Origin of the sequence: Tenacibaculum retecalamus (assembly GCF_027941755.1) — a bacterium.
GTDB lineage: Bacteria > Bacteroidota > Bacteroidia > Flavobacteriales > Flavobacteriaceae > Polaribacter > Polaribacter haliotis_B.
This window is the reverse complement of the sequence record NZ_CP115916.1, coordinates 2,798,732-2,820,653: the sequence shown is the minus strand read 5'-3', so window position 1 is coordinate 2,820,653 and position 21,922 is coordinate 2,798,732. Positions and strand designations below refer to the sequence as shown.

18 protein-coding genes and 1 pseudogene are annotated in these 21,922 nt (G+C 31.6%); 17 read left to right on the top strand and 2 right to left on the bottom strand.

Going from position 1 to position 21,922, the window contains the following annotated elements; all coding sequences use genetic code 11:
• Positions 1-38: 38 nt before the first annotated feature.
• The 17 genes and pseudogenes from PG912_RS13285 (at position 39) to PG912_RS13205 (ending at position 19,687) form a co-directional block, all read left to right on the top strand.
• Positions 39-884 carry an MBL fold metallo-hydrolase gene (locus PG912_RS13285; RefSeq protein WP_275687920.1) on the top strand — a complete coding sequence of 282 codons (846 nt, stop codon included), beginning with the start codon at positions 39-41 and terminating at the stop codon, positions 882-884.
• A 10-nt stretch (positions 885-894) separates the two neighbouring features.
• Entirely contained in the window at positions 895-2,538 is a 1,644-nt protein-coding gene (locus PG912_RS13280; protein ID WP_275687919.1) for a S8 family peptidase, read from the top strand.
• A gap of 65 nt (positions 2,539-2,603) precedes the next feature.
• Entirely contained in the window at positions 2,604-3,008 is a 405-nt protein-coding gene (locus PG912_RS13275; RefSeq protein WP_260587278.1) for a DUF2101 family protein, read from the top strand.
• 1 nt (position 3,009) lies between these two features.
• Complete coding sequence (locus PG912_RS13270; RefSeq protein ID WP_275687918.1) at positions 3,010-4,860, top strand: M1 family metallopeptidase; 1,851 nt, start codon at positions 3,010-3,012, stop codon at positions 4,858-4,860.
• A gap of 437 nt (positions 4,861-5,297) precedes the next feature.
• The gene (locus PG912_RS13265; RefSeq protein WP_275687917.1) at positions 5,298-6,986 is read left to right on the top strand and encodes a glutamine--tRNA ligase/YqeY domain fusion protein; all 1,689 of its coding nucleotides are present in this window, start codon (positions 5,298-5,300) and stop codon (positions 6,984-6,986) included.
• A 227-nt stretch (positions 6,987-7,213) separates the two neighbouring features.
• The gene (locus PG912_RS13260) at positions 7,214-8,722 is read left to right on the top strand and encodes a PSP1 domain-containing protein (protein WP_275687916.1); all 1,509 of its coding nucleotides are present in this window, start codon (positions 7,214-7,216) and stop codon (positions 8,720-8,722) included.
• Positions 8,709-9,197 carry a gliding motility lipoprotein GldH gene (locus tag PG912_RS13255; RefSeq protein WP_260587273.1) on the top strand — a complete coding sequence of 163 codons (489 nt, stop codon included), beginning with the start codon at positions 8,709-8,711 and terminating at the stop codon, positions 9,195-9,197. The genes PG912_RS13260 and PG912_RS13255 overlap by 14 nt, the downstream gene beginning before the upstream one ends.
• Positions 9,197-11,488, top strand: a complete 2,292-nt coding sequence (locus PG912_RS13250; protein ID WP_275687915.1) for a transglycosylase domain-containing protein — start codon at positions 9,197-9,199, stop codon at positions 11,486-11,488. The genes PG912_RS13255 and PG912_RS13250 overlap by 1 nt, the downstream gene beginning before the upstream one ends.
• Before the next feature lie 59 nt (positions 11,489-11,547).
• Entirely contained in the window at positions 11,548-12,249 is a 702-nt protein-coding gene (locus PG912_RS13245) for a CoA transferase subunit A (RefSeq protein ID WP_275687914.1), read from the top strand.
• A 4-nt stretch (positions 12,250-12,253) separates the two neighbouring features.
• Positions 12,254-12,910: a CoA transferase subunit B gene (locus tag PG912_RS13240; protein WP_260587270.1), complete on the top strand. Its 657-nt coding sequence runs from the start codon at positions 12,254-12,256 to the stop codon at positions 12,908-12,910.
• 1 nt (position 12,911) lies between these two features.
• Positions 12,912-13,139, top strand: a complete 228-nt coding sequence (locus PG912_RS13235; RefSeq protein WP_260587269.1) for a hypothetical protein — start codon at positions 12,912-12,914, stop codon at positions 13,137-13,139.
• A complete protein-coding gene (locus PG912_RS13230; protein WP_275687913.1) occupies positions 13,140-13,370 on the top strand; it encodes a hypothetical protein in 231 nt (76 codons plus the stop codon).
• On the top strand, positions 13,370-14,131 hold the full coding sequence (locus tag PG912_RS13225) for an exodeoxyribonuclease III (RefSeq protein WP_275687912.1): 762 nt from the start codon (positions 13,370-13,372) through the stop codon (positions 14,129-14,131). Before PG912_RS13230 ends, PG912_RS13225 begins: the two co-directional genes overlap by 1 nt.
• A gap of 104 nt (positions 14,132-14,235) precedes the next feature.
• A pseudogene (locus PG912_RS13865) lies at positions 14,236-15,665 on the top strand (LysM peptidoglycan-binding domain-containing protein).
• 25 nt (positions 15,666-15,690) lie between these two features.
• On the top strand, positions 15,691-16,683 hold the full coding sequence (locus PG912_RS13215; RefSeq protein ID WP_275687911.1) for a DUF4837 family protein: 993 nt from the start codon (positions 15,691-15,693) through the stop codon (positions 16,681-16,683).
• Positions 16,684-17,036: 353 nt separating this feature from the next.
• The gene (locus PG912_RS13210; protein ID WP_275687910.1) at positions 17,037-17,771 is read left to right on the top strand and encodes a LytR/AlgR family response regulator transcription factor; all 735 of its coding nucleotides are present in this window, start codon (positions 17,037-17,039) and stop codon (positions 17,769-17,771) included.
• Between the two features lie 68 nt (positions 17,772-17,839).
• The gene (locus PG912_RS13205) at positions 17,840-19,687 is read left to right on the top strand and encodes a tetratricopeptide repeat-containing sensor histidine kinase (protein WP_275687909.1); all 1,848 of its coding nucleotides are present in this window, start codon (positions 17,840-17,842) and stop codon (positions 19,685-19,687) included.
• On the opposite strand, the gene dinB is transcribed toward PG912_RS13205, so the two are convergent.
• Entirely contained in the window at positions 19,684-20,766 is a 1,083-nt protein-coding gene (gene dinB, locus PG912_RS13200; RefSeq protein ID WP_275687908.1) for a DNA polymerase IV, read from the bottom strand. The two genes, PG912_RS13205 and dinB, sit on opposite strands and share 4 nt — an antisense overlap.
• A 76-nt stretch (positions 20,767-20,842) precedes the next feature.
• Positions 20,843-21,874: an oxygen-dependent tRNA uridine(34) hydroxylase TrhO gene (gene trhO / locus PG912_RS13195; protein WP_275687907.1), complete on the bottom strand. Its 1,032-nt coding sequence runs from the start codon at positions 21,872-21,874 to the stop codon at positions 20,843-20,845.
• Positions 21,875-21,922: the final 48 nt, after the last annotated feature.

The following is a 21,922-nucleotide window of genomic DNA, read 5'->3' as shown; positions in this document are numbered from 1 at the left end:
AACAAAAACTTTCGTTAAAATTCCGCATATTTGTAGGTATGCGAATTTATCCCATAGAAACAGGTAATTTTAAATTAGACGGTGGCGCTATGTTTGGCGTAGTTCCGAAATCAATTTGGCAAAAAACAAACCCTGCCGACGATAAAAATTTAATATCAATGAGTATGCGTTGTATACTTATTGAAGATGGCGATAGACTTACACTTATTGATACCGGAATAGGAAATAAACAATCAGATAAATTTTTTGGGTATTATTATATGTTTGGTGATTTTTCACTAGATGCATCACTTGCTAAATATGGTTTTCATAGAGATGATATTACAGATGTATTTTTAACGCATTTACATTTTGATCATTGTGGAGGTGTTATTCAATGGAATAAAGATAAAACAGGTTTTATGCCTGCCTTTAAAAATGCAAAAGTGTGGAGTAATGAAGGGCATTGGCAATGGGCAATTGAGCCTAATGCGCGTGAAAAAGCATCATTTTTAAAAGAAAACATACAACCTATAAAAGAAAACGGACAGCTAAACTTCATCAATAAAAATAGCCAAAACCAAGTAGGTTTTGATGTGTTGTTTATGGATGGACATACCGAAAAACAAATGTTACCTAAAATTCAATATCAAGGAAAAACAGTTGTTTTCATGGCCGATTTATTACCAACCGCGGGTCATATTCCTTTGCCTTACATAATGGGTTATGATACACGACCGTTATTAACGTTGCAAGAAAAAGAAATCTTTTTAAAAGAAGCAGCAGACAAAGAGTTTTACTTGTTTTTAGAGCACGATGCTTATAACGAGTTAATAACAGTAAAGCACACCGAAAAAGGAGTGCGATTAAAAGAGAGTTATAATTTTACAGATATATTTAATTAAGAGAAACATTATGAGAATTTTAAAACCCGTATTTTACTCAGCAATTGCAATTACCTCTTTAGTAGGTTGTTCATCAGTAAGTAAACAGGTAGTGCCAACAGGTAGTAACACAATAGTTACTATGTCAGCAAAAAAAGCTGAATTAACAGCGTATGAAAAAGATAACTGGCATCATTTAGATTTAGCAACCGATTCTATTCCAGGAATGAGTGTTGATAAAGCATACGAATTCTTAAAAGGAAAAAAAGGTATTGAAGTTGTTGTTGGAGTTGTAGATTCTGGTACAGATTTAAAGCATGAAGATTTAGTAGATGTTGCTTGGGTAAACACCAAAGAAATTGCAGGAAACGGAATTGACGATGATAAAAATGGATATGTTGATGATATCAACGGATGGAACTTTTTAGGAAAATCATACAAAGAACATTTAGAATACGAACGTATTTTAATGAATCCATCAATTGCTGATGCAGAAACTTTAAAAGCAGTAAAGGCTTTACAAGAAACAAAAGTTAAAGCAGCAAAAACAAATGAAGCGCGTTACGGACAAATGTTAGCTGGAGTAACAATGGCTGATGATGCTTTTGCAAAACACTTCGGAAAAGCAGATTATACCAAAGAAGAAGTTTTAGCAATTAAAACAACAGATGTAGGTTTAAACCAAGCAATAGCCGGAGCAAAACAAATGTATGGTTTTGGTTTAAGTTCTTTAACAGAAGCAAAAGAACAATTAAGTAAATTAGTTAAAACAGCTTCAGACGCAGTTAGTGGTGCTAATTTAAAAACAGATTATCGTACAGTTGTAGGTGATAATGCATACGATATTAACGATAAACCAGGTTATGGTGATGCAAATACAGGGCATTCTGAAGAAGGAGAAATTCATGGTACTCACGTAACAGGTATTATTGGTGCAACACGTAACAATGATAAAGGTATGAACGGTGTTGCTACTAATGTAAAAATGATGGCTGTACGTTCGGTATCAGACGGAGATGAGTATGATAAAGATGTTGCTTTAGGTATTCGTTATGCGGTTGATAATGGTGCAAAAGTGATAAACACAAGTTTTGGTAAAGCTTTTTCACCTAATAAAGAATGGGTTTACGATGCAATTAAATATGCAGCTTCTAAAGATGTATTAATTGTAAACGCAGCAGGAAATTCAGGAGAAAACATCGATGTAGACAAAACATTTCCAAACGATGCTCCAGATCAATTAACAGAGGTTTCTGATAATTTCTTAACGATTGGTGCAATGAGTGCTAATTATAATGAAAAATTACCAGCAGGTTTTTCAAACTATGGTAAAGTAAATGTAGATATTTTTGCTCCTGGAGTTCAAATACACTCAACTTTTCCTGATAACAAATATCAAAAAATTAGTGGAACATCAATGGCTTCTCCAGCAACAGCAGGTGTAGCGGCATTAATACGTTCTTACTATCCACAGTTATCTGCAAGCCAGGTAAAGCACATTATTATGAACTCAGGTACAAAGATCGATTTAATGGTTACAAAACCAGGATCTACGTCTAGAGCAAATCCAGCAGGAGATTTAGTTCCTTTTGCAGATTTATCTGTTTCTGGCCGTATTGTAAACGCTTACAATGCAGTTTTAATGGCTGATAGAATGGTAAACGGAAGAAAATAAAAACAGAATACTATTTAAAAAAAGGGCATTATTTTGATGCCCTTTTTTTGTTATAATAACAACCTATGCAGTTAGAGTTTGATAAGCAAAAAGAACAATTAAAAATTAAAGATGAGGTACCATCTCATTCGAAATTAGTAATCGTATTAATGTTAGTTAATGCACTTAATATGGGAGTTCAATTGTTTTCGATGCGTTATTATAAAAATGAATTTCTTTTTGTTTTGATGCTTATATTGGCAATAGTATCAGTAGTTGCAGTATTTTTTTATCTCTTTAAAAGATCTTGGAAAACTAATTACAATCTTTCAGAAATTGAAGGGCTAGAGGTTAAGAAAGTTTTAGGAAGAGAACGTGTATTTTTAAAATTACACAACGGAAAAAAACGAAGCTTTACGATACTAAAAAATGAAAACGAATTAAATAACTTAAAAAACACCCTAACCACAATAGGAATTAAATCAATTTAATATGAAAAAAATAATATTAGGGCTTTCATTATTATCGATAGTTTCTTGTGCTGCTACTAGTACAACAAACAACAATAGTGTAGCGAAAGTACCAGTAAAAAAATCAACAAGTCAAAATTATTGGCAACAACATGTTGATTATAAAATGGATATTGATATGGATGTAAAGACATTTCAATATAAAGGAACGCAAAAATTGGTGTACACAAACAACTCACCAGATGTTTTAAATAAAGTGTTTTATCACTTGTATTTTAATGCCTTTCAACCAAATTCTCAAATGGATGTTCGTTCGAGAAACATTAAAGATCCGAGTAGTAAAATTGCAGATAAAATTGTAAAATTATCTCCGTCTGAAATAGGATATATCAAAGTAAACTCATTAAAACAAAACGGAGCAGTTGTTAAGCACGAAACTGTTGGTACAATTTTAGAAGTTACTTTAAACAAAGCAATTCAACCAGGAGAAAGTGTAACTTTTGATATGATTTTTGATGCACAGGTGCCAAATCAAATTCGTCGTTCTGGGCGTAATAATGCAGAGGGAGTTGCTTTGTCTATGGCACAGTGGTATCCTAAAATGGCCGAATATGATTTTGAAGGATGGCATACGCCTCCTTATTTAGGTCGTGAGTATCATGGTGTTTGGGGTAATTTTGATGTTACTTTACATATTGATAAAAACTACGTAGTTGGTGGTACAGGATATTTACAAAATGCACAAGAAGTTGGGCATGGTTATGAAAACAAAAAGAAAGCTTTAAATATTCCGTCAGGAGAAAAGTTAACTTGGAATTTTACAGCGCCAAACGTACACGATTTTACTTGGGCTGCAGATCCAGAATATAAACACGATATGTTAACGATGGATAACGGTATCGATTTACATTTCTTATACAAGAAAACATTAGACGCTAAATATTTAGAAAGCTGGAAAAAATTACAGCCTAAAACTGCTGAATTAATGACTTACTTTAGTGAAAACATAGGGCAATATCCATACAAACAATATTCAGTTATTCAAGGTGGTGATGGCGGAATGGAGTACGCTATGAGTACTTTAATTACAGGGAAACGTAGTTGGGGAAGTTTATTTGGTGTAACAGCTCACGAAATGGCACATACTTGGTTTCAGTTTTTATTAGCTACAAACGAAAGCAAACACCCATGGATGGATGAAGGTTTTACAACTTATATTTCTAACAAAGCAGGAAATGAAATTTTAGGTAAAAAAGCTGGAAATCCACATACAGGATCGTATAGAGGTTATAATTATGTAGTAAAAAATAATATAGAAGAGCCATTAACTACACATGCAGATAGGTATCATACAAATACTGCATACGGAATTGCAAGTTATTCTAAAGGAAATATCTTCTTGTCTCAATTAGAATATATTATTGGAGAAGAAAATGTTGCAAAAACATTAAAAAAATATTTTAACGATTTTTCTTTCAAGCACCCAACACCAAATGATATTAAACGAACTGCTGAAAAAGTTTCAGGAATTCATTTAGATTGGTATTTAAACGAATGGACACAAACCATACATACGATTGATTATGGTGTAAAAGCTGTTTCAGGTAAAGAAGTTACTTTAGAGAGAATTGGTCAAATGCCAATGCCTATAGATGTTGAGGTTACTTATGTTGATGGAAGCAAAGAAGCGTTTAATATTCCTTTACGTATGATGCGTGGTGAAAAACCAACCAAGGCAACTAAAATTGCAGATTGGACGTTTGCACACCCAACATATACATTTACAACTTCAAAAGAAGTAAAATCTGTAGAAATTGATCCGTCAAAATTAATGGCAGACATCAATCAAGAAAATAACACGTTCGGAAAATAATAAGTAGTACAAAAGGTAAATTAAACTTGTTGCCTATTTTTAAGTATTAAAATTTACGGACTGTCAGTTCGAGTGATTTTTAAGAAGTGCTAACGGAATAAAATTGTATCGAGAACCAGTTTTGTTATAAGGATCTATAACAAATTATGGATAACGAATTGTAATTTTCAACGTCATTCTGAATTTATTTCAGAATAGCATAATGTTGATAGGTTCTAATAATGAGAACCTGAAACAAGTTCAGGTTGACGAATTGTATTTGATGTGATAACTAATTTTCAACGTCATTCTGAATTTATTTCAGAATCACATCATACGGATTGATAATTATTTAACGAAAGATATTTAGATTGAAAGCGAAAACTCTATAAAGGGTTTTCGCTTTTCTTTTTTTGGATAAAATTTTCCGTAATTTTGCACTTCAATTTCAACAGAAGATGTCAGAAGAAAAAAAATCATTGAATTTTTTAGAACAAATTATTGAAGAGGATATTGCAAACGGATTACCAAAAGAAAACTTACGTTTTCGTTTTCCGCCAGAACCTAACGGATATTTACATATCGGTCACACAAAAGCTATCGGAATTAGCTTTGGTTTGGGTGAAAAATACAATGCGCCAGTAAACTTACGTTTTGATGATACAAACCCTGCTAAAGAAGAGCAAGAGTATGTAGATGCCATTAAAGAAGATGTTACTTGGTTAGGGTATAAATGGGCAAATGAATTGTATTCATCTGATTACTTTCAGCAATTATACGACTGGGCTGTTTTATTAATAAAAGACGGTAAAGCGTATATCGATAGTCAATCTTCTGAAGAAATGCGTGCTCAAAAAGGAACACCAACAAAGGTTGGAACAAATAGTCCTTTTAGAAGTAGATCTGTTGAAGAAAACTTAGATTTATTCAGCAGAATGAAAGCTGGTGAGTTTGATGAAGGAACGCATGTTTTAAGAGCTAAAATAGATATGGAATCGCCAAACATGTTATTACGTGATCCATTAATGTATCGTATTTTAAAGAAAACACACCACCGAACAGGAAACGACTGGGTTATTTACCCAATGTATGATTGGACGCATGGTGAGAGTGATTATTTAGAGCAAATTTCACACTCTTTATGTTCTTTAGAATTTAAACCTCATAGAGAATTATACAACTGGTTTCGCGATAACGTGTACGAATACAGTAAAGCTGAATTTCCAAATCCGCCAAAGCAACGCGAGTTTTCTCGTTTAAACTTAAGCTATACTATTATGAGTAAGCGTAAGTTGTTAACTTTGGTAGAAAAAGGAATCGTAAACGGATGGGATGATCCAAGAATGCCAACAATTTCTGGATTAAGAAGACGTGGTTATACACCAGCATCAATCCGTAATTTTATAGAAACGGTTGGAGTATCAAAAAGAGAAAACATTATTGATGTTTCGTTGTTAGAATTTAAAATCCGTGAAGATTTAAACAAAACAGCAAACAGAGTTATGGGAGTTTTAGATCCTGTAAAAGTAATTATTGATAATTATCCTGAAGATAAAGAAGAGATTTTAATTGCAGAAAACAATCCTGAGGATGAAAATTCTGGCACTAGAATTATTCCTTTTGCAAGAGAAATTTATATCGAAAGAGAAGATTTTAGAGAAGAAGCAAACAAGAAGTTCTTTAGATTAAAATTAGGAAAAGAAGTTCGTCTTAAAAATGCTTATTTTATTACTGCAACAAGTTGTGAAAAAGATGAAAACGGAGAAATTACGGTAATTCACTGTACATATGACCCGAAAACAAAATCGGGAAGTGACACAGAAGAAAGCAAGCGAAAAGTAAAAGGAACCTTACATTGGGTATCTGTAAAACACGCTGTAAAAGCTGAGGTAAGAGCATACGATCGTTTGTTTTTAGATGAAGCTCCAGATAACCATAAAGACAAAGATTTTATGGAATTTGTGAATCCTAATTCATTAGAAAAAATTACTGCTTTTGTAGAGCCAAGTTTACAAACAGCAAAAATTGGTCAACAATTTCAGTTTCAACGTTTAGGATATTTTAATGTAGATGATGACTCTACTGACGAAAACTTAGTGTTTAATAAAACAGTTGGTTTACGAGATAACTGGGCAAAAAAGAACTAAATAAAAAAAACAATATTTTTAATTTTAACACGCTATAGTTTTATAAAACTATAGCGTGTTTTTTTATACTAAAAATCCATTTTTAATTTTCGATAGAATATGTATCTTTACTGATTAAGGGAGGTTAGAATAAAAAAGTTTATCTAGCTGAAAATCAATAATAAAAAAGTGTTTTTTGATACTGGAAACTTCAGGTTTAAAAAGCGCTTGTAAAAATATACTATATTATGAGTTGTAACAGTTGTTCAACCAGCAAAGACGGCGTACCTAATGGATGCAAAAGCAATGGGAATTGTGCGTCAGGTACCTGCGGAAGTGGAAATAAATTGGCCGTTTTTGATTGGCTATCGAATATGACTTTGCCTACAGGTGAAGCTCCATTTAATATTTTTGAAGTTCGATTTAAAAACGGACGAAAGCATTTTTATAAAAACACCGAAAAATTAACCGTTTCTATGGGTGATGTGGTGGCGGTTGAAGGTTCATCTGGTCACGATATTGGTATTGTTGCTTTAGCGGGAGAGCTTGTAAAAGTTCAAATGAAAAAACGAAAAGTAGCAGTAGATAGTGAAGAAGTAAATAAAATTTATCGAAAAGCGACACAAAAAGACATCGATATTTGGCATGCCGCCAGAGATAGAGAGCAAGAAACACAACGAAAAGGAAGAGAAATTATTAGTCGTTTAGGATTAAAAATGAAACTTTCGGATGTTGAGTATCAAGGAGACGGAACCAAAGCTACTTTTTATTATACAGCTGATGAACGTGTAGATTTTCGCCAGTTAATTAGAGATTTAGCAGGAACTTTTTCTATTCGTGTAGAAATGAAACAAGTTGGTATGCGTCAAGAAGCAGCTCGTTTAGGAGGTGTTGGTTCGTGTGGTAGAGAGCTTTGTTGCTCTACTTGGCTAACCGATTTTAGAAAAGTAAATACCGCAGCGGCACGTTATCAACAATTATCACTAAACCCTTTAAAGTTAGCAGGGCAATGTGGTAAACTAAAATGTTGTTTAAACTTTGAGTTAGATACTTACTTAGATGCTTTACAGAGTTTTCCGAAGCAAGATAAAATACTAAAAACAGAAAAAGGAGATGCCGTTTTTGTAAAGATGGATATCTTTAAAAAAATACTTTGGTATACATATAAACACGAAAGTTTTAAATGGTTTCAATTATCATTAGATCAAGTTCAAGAAATTATTGAATTGAATAAAAATAATGAACTGGCTTTACCGTTAGATGAGTATGAGTTAGAAATAGTTACAGAAGCTGTTGTTGATTTTGAAAATGTTGTAGGACAAGATAGTTTAACTCGTTTTGATGCACCAAAAAAATCTCGTGGTAATAATAAAAAACGCCCACAAAGAAAACCAGCAAACAAAAATAGAGGTGTTGTATCTACTGAAACAAAACCAAAAAGAAGGCCTCAAAGAAATCCTGTAAATAAAAGTAGTGGTGTTCAATCTGCTGATGAAAAATCTAATAAAAATCCTCAAAGAAAACCAGTACGTAAAGTGGTAAATAAGGATGCTGATAAAAAAACGGTAGCTACTAGGAAACCAAAACCAAGAAATGCTCCTAGAGTAAACAACCCGAAATCAGAAAGTGAAAAGAGCGATACAAACGTTCAATCTCAAAATAAAAAACCGAACAATCAGAAGAGAAGAAATAACAATCAGAGAAGAAAAAAGCCTAATGAGGCTAAAAATAACGAAAAAAAGAATGAAAAAGAATAGTATATATATCCTCTTTTTAACTGTTTTTATAATTACGTCGTGTGATGCTAAAAGAGTTTTTGACGAGTATATTACGTTACCAAAAAACTCTTGGAATAAGAGTAATACGGTTGCGTTTACTTTTCCTGTAAAAGATTCTATAAACAAGAGAAATCTTTTTATAAATCTTAGAAATAATAAGGATTACGAGTATAGTAATTTGTTTTTAATAGCTCAAATAAATTTCCCTGACGGACAAGTAATTATTGATACTTTAGAGTATGATATGACTGATGTTACAGGTGAATTTTTAGGAAAAGGACTTTCAAGTATTAAAGAAAATAAACTTTTTTATAAAGAAAACATCATATTTCCAAGAACAGGAGAATATACATTTAAAATTAACCAAGCCATGAGAAAAAATGGTGAAATTGCAGGAATTGAAGAGCTTAAAGGAATTTCTGAAGTGGGATTTAGAATTGAAAAATTACAATAATGAAAGAAAAAACAATAACTAACTTTAGTAAATATATCAAATGGTTTTGGGGTGTCATATTAGGAGGTTTCCTTTTACTGGGATTACTATTTTTACTAGCTTCTTGGGGCGTTTTTGGTGAACTTCCGACTTTTGAAGAGTTAGAAAATCCTAAAGAAGATTTAGCAACAGAAGTTATCTCTTCTGACGGAAAAACATTAGGAAAATATTACATAAAAGCAAATAGAACTCCAATTCAATATAAAGATTTACCTAAAAATTTAATAAAAGCATTAGTTGCTACAGAAGATGAACGTTTTTACGAACATTCTGGTATAGACTTTAGAGGTTTGGCGAGAGCAGTTTCAAAACTAGGAACTGAAGGAGGAGCAAGTACAATTACACAACAGTTAGCCAAAAACCTTTTTAATAAAGGGGGGGCAAGTAATAAAATTAAAAGACTTACTCAAAAGTTAAAAGAATGGGTATTGGCAGTAAAATTAGAGCGTCAATACACCAAAGAAGAAATAGCAACGATGTATTTAAATACTCAGGGATTTCTTTTTAGTGCAACTGGTATTCGTTCTGCGGCACGTATTTATTTTGGTAAAGAACCTATGGAGTTAGATTTACAAGAGTCTGCTATTTTAGTAGCGATGTTAAAAAACCCACGACAGTTTAATCCTCATAGAAAAATATCAAGAAATAAATCGTTACAACGCAGAAACGTGGTGTTTGCTCAAATGGCAAAAAATGATGTTATTACAGAGAAAGAAAAAGACTCATTACAAAAATTGCCTTTAAAAATAAATTTCACACCAGAAAGTCATAGTGATGGATTAGCAACTTATTTTAGAGAAAACTTAAAGCAACGTTTAAAAAAATGGGCTAAAGAAAATCCGAAGGACAATGGAGAGTTTTATAATATTTATAAAGACGGATTAAAAATACATGTTACGATTGATTCTCGTATGCAGCGATATGCAGAAGAAGCGAGTAGAGAACATATGGCAAACTTGCAATCTTTTTTCTTTAAAGAACAAAAAAGAAATAAAAATGCCCCTTTTTATGATTTAGATAAATCACAGGTTTTAAATATTTTAAAACGTGGTAAAAGAAGTTCAACGCGTTATAAACGTTTAAAAGCAGCAGGTAAATCAGAAAAAGAAATAGAAAAGTCTTTTAATACAGATGTTGATATGCGTGTGTTTTCTTGGAAAGGAGAACGTGATACGGTAATGACACCATATGATTCTATTCGTTACTATAAACATTTCTTACGTTCAGGTTTAGTATCTATAGAGCCACAAACGGGTCATATTAAAGCTTGGGTAGGAGGTATTAATCACAAATATTTTAAGTACGATGCTGTAGAGCAACAAAAAAGGCAAGTAGGTTCTACTTTTAAACCTTTTGTATACGCAACAGCAATCAACCAGTTAAAAATGTCGCCTTGTGACAAGTTACCGAATGTTTTATATACGATTCCGAAAGAAAAATATGGTATGCCAGAAGATTGGACGCCTAAAAACTCAGATAATAAATACGGAGGAGAGTTAACATTAAAAAAAGCATTAGCAAATTCAGTTAATGTGGTGTCAGCTCAATTAATTGATAGAGTTTCTCCAATAAACGTAGCACGTTTAGCGGAGTCAGCAGGAATAAAATCTAAAATTGAAGCAAATCCGTCAATTGCTTTAGGTGCGGTAGAATTATCGTTGATAGAAATGGTAAGTGCGTATTCAACTTTTGCAAACAAAGGATTACGTGTAAGTCCGATGATGATCACTCGTATAGAAGATAAAAACGGAACAGTTTTACAGGAGTTTGTACCAGAAACAAAAGAAGTTTTAAGTGAAGAATCGGCATATGTTGTGTTAGATTTAATGAAAGGGGTAACAACAGGTGGATCAGGTATTCGTTTACGTTTACTGGGTAAATACCCAGATTATATTACTGGACATCCTTATAAATTTACAAATCCAATTGCCGGAAAAACAGGAACAACTCAAAATCAGTCTGACGGTTGGTTTATGGGAATTGTACCTAATTTAGCAACTGGTGTTTGGACAGGTGGTGAAGACAGAGCAACGCATTTCGCTGGAATTGGTAAAGGACAAGGAGCAGCAATGTCGTTACCAACATGGGCGTTATTTATGCAAAAATGTTATGCTGATAAAACATTAAATATTAGTCAAACAGATTTTGAAAAACCTTCGCAAAAACTTTCAATAGAAATTAATTGTGCCAAGGTAAAAGAAGGTGAAGAGACAGAAGGAGATAACCCTTCAGAAGAAGAAACGGATTTTTAATAGGCATCTGTTTTATAAGAGGGTTGAATATTTTTTTTAGCATTAAACAAACAATTACAATGATAAATAAAAAAGTAAATAACGTACAAGAAGCTGTTGCAGGTGTAAAAGACTCTATGACTTTTATGTTAGGAGGTTTCGGTTTATGCGGAATACCAGAAAATGCAATTGCTGAGTTGGTAAAATTAAATATAAGAAATGTTACCTGTATTTCTAACAATGCAGGAGTAGATGATTTTGGACTAGGTTTGTTACTTCAAAATAAACAAATTAAAAAAATGATTTCTTCTTATGTAGGAGAAAATGATGAGTTTGAACGTCAAATGTTATCTGGTGAGTTGGAAGTAGAATTAACACCACAAGGAACTTTAGCTGAAAAATGTAGAGCTGCACAAGCAGGTTTTCCAGCGTTTTATACACCAGCAGGCTACGGAACAGAAGTAGCAGAAGGAAAAGAAACTCGTGAGTTTGATGGAAAAATGTATGTATTAGAGCCTGCGTTTAAAGCAGATTATGCCTTTGTAAAAGCATGGAAAGGAGATACAGCAGGGAATTTAATTTTTAAAGGAACAGCGCGTAATTTTAATCCGAATATGTGTGGTGCAGCAACGATTACAGTTGCAGAAGTAGAAGAGCTAGTGCCAGCAGGAACCTTAGATTCTAATCAAATACATATTCCAGGGATATTTGTGCAACGTATTTTTCAAGGAGAAAAATATGAAAAGAGAATTGAGCAACGAACTGTAACTCCTAAAGCGTAACAAAATGGCATTAAGTAAACAACAAATAGCACAAAGAATAGCGAAAGAATTACAAGATAAATGGTACGTTAATTTAGGTATCGGAATTCCGACTTTAGTAGCAAATTATATACCTGAAGGAATAGAAGTGGAGTTTCAATCAGAAAACGGATTGTTAGGTATGGGACCTTTTCCTGTTGAAGGAACTGAAGATGCCGATTTAATAAATGCAGGTAAACAAACCGTTACTGTTTTAGATGGTGGTTCTATTTTCGACTCAGCAACTAGCTTTTCTATGATTCGTGGTAAACACGTTCAATTAACCGTTTTAGGGGCGATGGAAGTTGCTCAGAACGGTGATATCGCTAACTGGAAAATTCCAGGAAAAATGGTAAAAGGAATGGGTGGCGCGATGGATTTAGTTGCGTCAGCAGAAAATATTATTGTTGCTATGATGCATACCAACAAACGTGGCGAATCTAAAATATTAAAAGAATGTTCTTTGCCTTTAACAGGTGTTGGTTGCGTTACCAAAGTGGTTACCAATTTAGCGGTATTAGAAGTTAAAGAAGGTGCTTTTCATTTACTAGAAAGAGCTCCAGGTGTGTCGGTTGAAGAAATTCAAGAAGCTACCGCAGGAACTTTAATTGTAAACGGAGAAATTCCTGAAATGAATATTTAGGATGAAGTTTTTAGCTAAAAACAGCTTTATTGTAGTTTTTCTAGTAGTACTTCTTGTAAGTGCAATTCTAGATAAAGTATTTAATATTGAAAGTTTAGGAATCAGAATAGCTGTTTCTGCTTTTTTTGCAGTACTGGTTTCTCCTAGGAAAAAGAAAATACAAACTGAGTCTGGAGAGAAAACTCAAATTACTTGGTTTTTTCTAAAAAAGCCTATTATTTTAGATTAAATGATACAATTAATAAAGAAAATTCACAGAATTATTTATCCTCTTTTAGCAATCTTTTTTTTACTGATTTTAGATAAAGTATTTCATGTAGAGCCAAGTTGGCTTCGAATGGCGTTAGCAATTGCTTTAGGATATTTTTTATCACCAAGAAAAAAAATAATTCAAACGCAAACAGGAGAAAAGAAACAGCTAACGTGGATTTTTCTTAAAAAACCAATATTTTTAGATTAATGAAAATAATCTCATACAACGTAAACGGAATTCGTGCCGCATTAAAAAAAGGATTCATCGATTGGTTGCAGGCTGCAAATCCAGATGTAATTTGTATTCAAGAAACCAAAGCACATAAGGAACAGTTAGATGTAACGGAGTTCGAAAATGCTGGTTATCCTTATCATTATTGGTTTTCAGCACAAAAAAAAGGCTACTCATCAGTAGCTGTTTTTTGTAAAGAAAAACCAAATCATATTGAATACGGAACGGGAATTGAGTCGATGGATTTTGAAGGGAGAAATTTACGTGTAGATTTTGATAATGTTTCGGTAATGAGTATGTATTTACCTTCAGGAACTAATGCTGCAAGATTGGATTATAAGTTCAATTATATGGATGAAATTTTAGCGTATGCCGCTGATTTGAGAAAAACGATTCCGAATTTAGTGATTTGCGGTGATTATAACATATGTCACGAAGCTATTGATATTCACAATCCTAAAATGAAAGGAGTTTCAGGTTTTTTACCCGAAGAACGAGAGTGGTTAACTAAATTTATAGACAGCGGATTTACAGATAGTTTTCGTTATTTAAATCTAGAAAGACAAGAGTATTCTTGGTGGAGTTATCGCGCAAATTCTAGAGCCAATAACAAAGGTTGGCGTTTAGATTATGCGATGGTTTCAGAGCCGTTAAAAGAAAAAATTTCAAGAGCCTATATTTTACCCGAAGCAAAACATTCGGATCATTGTCCGATTGTGGTTGAATTAGATATTTAAAATCAAAATATGAGAAACCTACTAATACTACTTTTTTTACAACATCAATTTTTGCACAGCAACCTGTTGATAGTATTTTGATACCTAAAACAGTTGTAGAAACAATTGTTGATTCAACTTTGGTTGCCATAGATTCTATCAAAATAAAACAGGCAGAAGAATTATATTCTGATGCAGATTTAAAAATTATTGATAGTTTATTGATTGAAGAAAAGTTTAATTCATCATTATTTGATAGTATTCAATATGTGATTAACGATAAAGATATTATAGGTAATACAACTACCATTCTTTCTTCAGATTTATTAAAAAAACGGCTAACAGATTTAGATTTAAAAACACCATTTCACTTGGCCTATAATCCGTCATTAGAAAAGGTAATTAATAGTTATTTAAAATATCGTAAAAAATATTATCCGGCATTAATGGCAAAGGCGCAATATTACTTTCCGATGTTTGAGCAGTACTTAGATCAGTTTGATGTTCCGTTAGAAATGAAATACTTAGCGATTGTAGAATCTGCTTTACGTCCCGCAGCTCGCTCTAGAGTGGGCGCAACAGGTTTATGGCAATTTATGTATGGTACAGGAGTTCAGTTTGATTTAAAGGTAAATTCGTATGTTGATGAGCGCCAAGACCCTGTAAAAGCAACAATTGCAGCGTGTAAATATTTAAGTCAATTATATAGAATTTTTGGTGATTGGGATTTGGCTTTGGCAGCTTATAATTCGGGCCTGGAAATGTTTCAAAAGCTATAAAACGTTCAGGAGGTTACCGTAATTATTGGAATATTCGTCCGTTTTTACCTCGCGAAACTGCAAGTTATGTACCTGCATTTTATGCAACTATGTATATTTTCGAATATGCCGAAGAACATGGAATTTATCCAGAACCACCTAATATTTTTCATTTCGAAACCGATACTGTTCGCGTAAAAAGAACGGTTAGTTTTGATCAGATTTCAGAAAAAACAAAGATAGATTCAGAATTATTATCTTTTTTAAATCCGTCTTACAAGTTAGATATCATCCCTTATGTAAAAAATAAAAATTACGCAGTTCGTTTGCCTCGAAAAAATATGATTGATTTTTTGGATAAAGAGAAAGAAATTTATGTTTTAGCGAATGAAGATGAAAGTAAAAGAGAAAAACCTTTACCTAAGTATTTTGAGATGGATAAACGCATCCGTTATAAAGTGCGTAGCGGTGATTATTTAGGTAAAATAGCAAATAAGTTTGGCGTAAGAGTTAGTGATATAAAACGTTGGAACGGTATGCGTAACCATCGTTTAAAAATAGGGCAACGCTTAAGTATTTATCCGAAGAAAATTGGCGTTTCTAAAAAAGTTTCTAAAAAAAAATATAAGGTGCCAACTGGTAAGCATGATGTTTATGTAGTACAAAATGGAGACTCATTGTGGACAATCTCTAAAAAATATCCATCAGTTTCTATAGAGCAAATTAAAAAGTGGAACAATATTTGGAGTGTAAAAAGTCTAAAACCAGGAATGAAACTTAAAATTTTTAAGAGCTAAAATCAACGTTTAAAAACTACAAACTATGAAAAAAACAATAATATTATTTGTTTTGGTACTTTTAACAATATCATGTAATACAGGTAATGGTAAGGATGGTTACACTTTACCTACCTCTAATGGTAACACTAACAAAATAATGGTGGTTACAAAAGGATTAGATTGGGAAGGAAAAATAGGAGATCAAATTCGTAAAGTTTTTGGAGAGCATCAAGTAGGTTTACCACAGCCAGAAACCTTATTATCGGTTAGTCAAATAGATCCGGTAGGGTTTAGTAGTTTTATGAGACATGGAAAAGCTATTTTAATCCTTAAAGAAGGCCAAAAAGAAGGTATTACTGTTGAGAAAAATAGGTATGCTTCTCCGCAAATTATAGTGCATGCCACGGCTAAAAACGAAGCAGGAATATTAGCTCTTTTAAGTAACAGAGGAAAAGAAATTATTAAGTTATTTAAAGAGGAGGATATTAGGTTTACTCAACGTATTTTTAAAAAGGATCGTATAGATGAAACTAAGTTCAAAACTATTCAGAATATAGGATTATCATTAGATATTCCTAAAAGGTTTAGATTGGTTGAAGATACAGGTGATTTTATTTGGTTTCGTCAACGTTTAAAAAGCGGAATCGCGAGAGGAGATGGAACTAATAATATTTTAATATACAGCGTTCCTTTAAAGGATGAAAACACGGTTGCAGATAATATTACTGCGGTACGTGATACCATTGGTAAAAAACACATACCTGGAAGTAAAGAAGGGATGTACATGATTACCGAACAAGCATACACGTCATTTACTTTTGATGCAGAATTGGATGGGAAAAAAGCGTATGAAACTCGTGGTAAATGGGAAGTTAAAAATGATTTTATGGCTGGATCGTTTATAAATTATACGATCATTGATAAGAAAAATAATCGGTTGGTTATTTTTGAAGGCTTTACCTACGCACCTTCTGTAAATAAGCGTGATTTTTTGTTTGAATTAGAAGCAATTGCAAAATCGATGAAAATAAAATAGTTAATTACTTAGATAAAAATTAGTGAAAACCAGTAAATTTATTTTGCTGGTTTTTTTATGAAAGCATCCAAAAACAAAAAACACTACTTATATAAGTAGTGTTTTTTTTATAACTTCATTAATTGATTAATCCCCCAATTTACCAATATGATTTCCTTGTGTATTATGGTGCAAATATGCGACGAAAATATATTTTAAAAAGAGGTTTATGTGTAAACGGTGTGAGTTTGTGTGTAGATGGTTTTTGTTTTGTTGTTTTAGGTATATTTCTCGTGCTTTAAGTCGTGTTTTTACGTTTTTCGGGTTTTAGTATTGATTAAATATCTGCTATATTTGGTATAAAATATTACTTTATGTTAAAAGCTGTAATTGTTGATGATGAACCTAAGGCAATACAAGGCCTTACTTGGGAATTGTCTAATTTTAATAATGATTTAGAAATTATACAAACATTTACAGAAGCCGAAAAAGCAATAAAGTATATTAATGAAAATCCAATCGATTGCCTTTTTTTAGATATTGAAATGCCAACCATGGATGGATTTCAATTACTTGAAAAGCTAAATAAAAAAGATTTTGCAATAGTTATTACCACCGCTTATAATGAATATGCAATAAAAGCTTTAAAAAACGAAGCTATAGATTACCTTCTTAAACCTGTAGATTCAGATGATTTAGAAGAAACAGTAAATCGAATTAAAAATCATCATTCAAAAAATCACAACAACGATAAGTTTGATCAAATACTAACAAAATTTAATAGGAAGTTTAATAAAAGAAAAATAACTATAAATACTGATGGAAAATTAATTTTCTTGGAAGAGTCGGATATTTTATTTGTTGAATCAGATGGAAATTATTCATCAATCCATACAACCAATAATAAGAAGATTGTTGTAACAAAGAAGTTAAAGGAAATAAACTTATTACTCCCTGAAGATCATTTTTTTAGAATTCACAATTCATTTGTTATAAACTTAAATAAAATTAAAGAGTTTTTAAAGTCAGATGGTTATGTTGTTTTAGAGGATAATCATAAAATTCCAGTTTCACGTCAAAGAAAATCAGATTTTCTAGAAAAATTTTAATAATGAAAAACTTCCTCATAACAGTTCTATTTTGTTTTATTACAAATGTTTGTTTTCCTCAGAAAAAGATGGATAGTGTAGCTTCTAGTATATTAGCTAAAAAGGAAGTGAATTACTTTTTGCTTCAAAAACAATTTAGAAAAATTAGATTTACAGACTTAGAAATAGATTCTTTTTTATCAAAAAGTAAAAAAGCCAATTATAATTTAGGCATTATATACGCTAAAAATATTCAGGGAAGATCTTATCGAAATGTTACAGAATATGATAAGGCAATAGAGAAATATAAGGAGGCTTTAGAGTTAGCGATAAAAATAAGAAGTATAGAAGCCGAAGTGGTAACATTAAATCAGTTAGGAGTTGTATATAGACGTCAAGATAAAATTAGATCTGCTTTAAGTTACCATCAGCGAGTTTTAGAAATTATAGCTAAAATAAAAGCGCCGAGTAATGATATTAAAAAGAGTAAAAGTATTGCAATTAATAGTGTCGGTAATATTTATTTAACGCTAAAACAGTACGGAAAGGCTTTAGATAAATTTAATGAATCAATTGTTATTCAGGAAAAATTAAATGATATAAGAGGTTTAGCAATAAATCACCAGAACATAGGGTTTGCGCATGAAAACATTGGTGATTTAGATGTAGCGTTAAAGAGCTATAAAAAATCATTAGCATATAATACCTTAAATAAAGATCGTTTAGGTAAAGTAATATGTCATAATAGTATTGCAAATGTTTTAATAAAAAAAGGAGAGTATAACGAAGCATATACTTATATTATAGAAGTAGTTCCATCTATAGAAAAAATTGGAAATAAGTACTATTTGTCTTCGGTATACAATACATTATCGTTGGTACTTATAAAATTAAATAAATATAAAGAAGCTGAAGAATATTTAGATAAATCACTTAAAATTGGTTTAGAAAATAATACTCCATCGAGTTTAATTTTATCTTATAAATATTTATCTGAATTAAATCAAAAAAAAGCAAAATATAAAGAAGCATTAGAATATTATCATAAAACTATAGCGTTAGAAAACCAAGTATCTAGTAGTAATAATATTAGATATATGAATAGTCTTATAAATAAATACGACAGTGAAGTAAGTAGTAATAAGTTAAAGCATTTAGCAAAAGAAACCGAAATAGCTAAACTTAAATTATTAAGAAACCGTAATATTTTAATTATTGCACTGGTATCCATAGCTTTATTTGGTGTTTTATTATATTCAATATACAGACAAAGTTTATTAAAAAATGATAAGCAAATTTTGCATTTAGAACAAGATGCTTTGCGAATTCAAATGAACCCTCATTTTTTATTCAATGCATTAAATTCTATTAAGTTATACATTATAAATAACGAACAGAAAAACGCAGTCCATTATTTAAATAAATTCTCAAAATTAATTAGAAGTATTTTAGAGTCATCTTCAGTGAAAGAAGTTCCTCTTTCAGAAGAACTTAAAACGATGGCTTTGTATATGAGTATTGAAAATATTCGTTTTTCGAATGAAATTATTTATGAAGAAAACTTTAATCCTAATCTTAATTTAGAAACCGTTAAAATTCCGCCATTAATTTTACAACCTTTTCTAGAAAACTCTATTTGGCATGGATTATCTTCAAAAAAAGGAGAAAAAAGAGTTCAATTATCGGTTGATAAAATATCAGATGATTTTTATCAGATTGAAGTAGAGGATAACGGAATTGGTCGTAAAGAAGCTTTTAAAATTAAAAGTAATAAAACCTTAAATAGAAAGTCGATAGGTATTGATTTAACGAAAGAAAGATTAGAAAATTTTTCTGAACAATATCAAGGAAATTATTCGTTGAGATATATTGATTTAACGGATGAAAACGGGAATGTAAGTGGAACAAAAGTATCTTTAAGAATACCTTTAGTCTAAAAATTAAATTTTAATTGTACCCATATCGGTTCTTTCATCTCTGTATTTAAATTGCTAAAAGAAATACCGAGTAAACGAACGGAATTTTTTAAAGATTCTTGATATAACAGTTCTTTTATAATCGGATAAAAATTTTGTTTATTCTGAATGTAATTATCAACAGTTTTACTTCTAGTTTGTTGTGTAAAATCGCTATATTTTATTTTTAAAGTAACAGTTTTTCCTTTCGTATTCGATTTTTTCATTCTGCGTTCTAACTCATCTGCTATTTTTTCAAGACGTTGTAACATAAAAATTTCAGAAGATAAATTTTCATTAAAAGTAGTCTCAGCAGCTACCGACTTCCGAACCCTATTCGGTTTTACCTCGCTATAATGAATTCCTCTTACAATATTGTAATAATGCAATCCAGATTTACCAAACAAAATAGTAAGCTCTTCTAGTGTTTTTTTCTTTAAATCTAACCCTTTAAAAATGCCTAAATTATGCATTTTAGCAGCGGTAACTTTACCTACGCCATAAAATTTATTGACAGATAACTCTTCTAAAAACGGAACAACTTCATCAGGATTAATAGTTTTTTGACCGTTAGGTTTGTTTATGTCAGAAGCAATTTTAGCTACAAATTTATTGATAGATATTCCTGCGGATGCTCTTAATTCGAGTTCGTTCCATATACGTTCACGAATTTCTTTGGCAATTAAACTAGCTGATAAATTACTTTTTTTATTTTCGGTAACGTCTAAATAAGCTTCATCTAAAGAAAGTGGCTCAACCAAATCGGTATAATCGTAAAAAATTGCTCTAATTTTAGAAGAGATCTCTTTGTAACGATCAAACCTCGGAGGAACAAATATTAAATGCGGACATTTTTTTTTAGCTAACACGCCACTCATAGCCGATCTAACACCAAATTTACGAGCTTCGTAGCTGGCTGCTGAAACTACACCGCGTATTTCATTACCACCAACAGCAAGAGGTTTGTTTCTTAAGTCAGGATTGTCTAATTGCTCAACCGAAGCATAAAAGGCATCCATGTCTACATGAATAATTTTACGATGTATTGGTTGAAGTGACATTTTTAGATGCTAAATTAGAATATAAAAATACTCATTTAAAAAGAAAAAGCACTCGAAAGAGTGCTTTTGATTTGAATTATTTTTTAAATTTAAGAACTTCAGATCGTCCTTTTTTAAATATTTTGTTACTATTTCCTTTTCCTTTTCTCAATTCTTTTTGTTCTTCAAAAGATAATTGAATTACTTCTTGACAATCGGTAGAACAAGTATTTTCAGTTTTTTTAGCACATTCACTGCATTGAATAAAAAGTAAATGACAGGCTTCGTTAGCACAATTTGTATGCTCATCGCAAGCTTTACCACATTGGTGACAGTTAGCAACTACATCATTAGTAATTCGCTCAGCTCTTCGATGATCGAAAACGAAGTTTTTACCGATAAATTTATTCTCAACGCCTTCATCTTTTACCTGACGTGTATATTCTATAATTCCGCCTTCTAACTGAAAAACGTTTTTAAAACCTTTGTGTTTGTAATATGCAGAAGCTTTTTCACAGCGAATTCCGCCAGTACAATACATCAATAAATTTTTATCTTCTTTATTATCCTTTAAGTCTTCTTCAATAATATCTAAAGAATCTCGAAAAGTATCTACATCAGGGGTAATTGCGCCGTCAAAATGCCCAATTTCGCTTTCGTAATGATTACGCATATCTACACAAACTGTGTTTGGATTCGCTAACATTTCATTAAACTCTATAGCATTTAAATGCACGCCTTTATCAGTAACATCAAAAGTATCATCATTTAAACCATCTGCCACAATCTTGTTACGAACCTTTACTTTTAACTTTAAAAACGATTTATTATCGTGTTCAACAGCAACATTTAAACGAATATCTTTTAAAAATGAAATTGCATCTAATTGTTCTTTCAGTTGTAAGAAATTCTCCGCAGGAACAGACATTTGTGCGTTAATTCCTTCGTAAGAAACATAAGTTCTACCAAGTACCTCTAATTGATCCCATTCTAGGAATAATTTATCTCTAAATAATTGTGGGTTTTCTATCTTAAAATATTGATAGAAAGAAATTGTTAAACGATCCTTACCGGCTTCGTCAATTAATGCAGCGCGTTCTTTTGCGCTTAACTTATTGTACAGTTGCATGCTATACTTTTTTTAGTTAGTCAAAATGTATGTTGATTTCTATAAAAT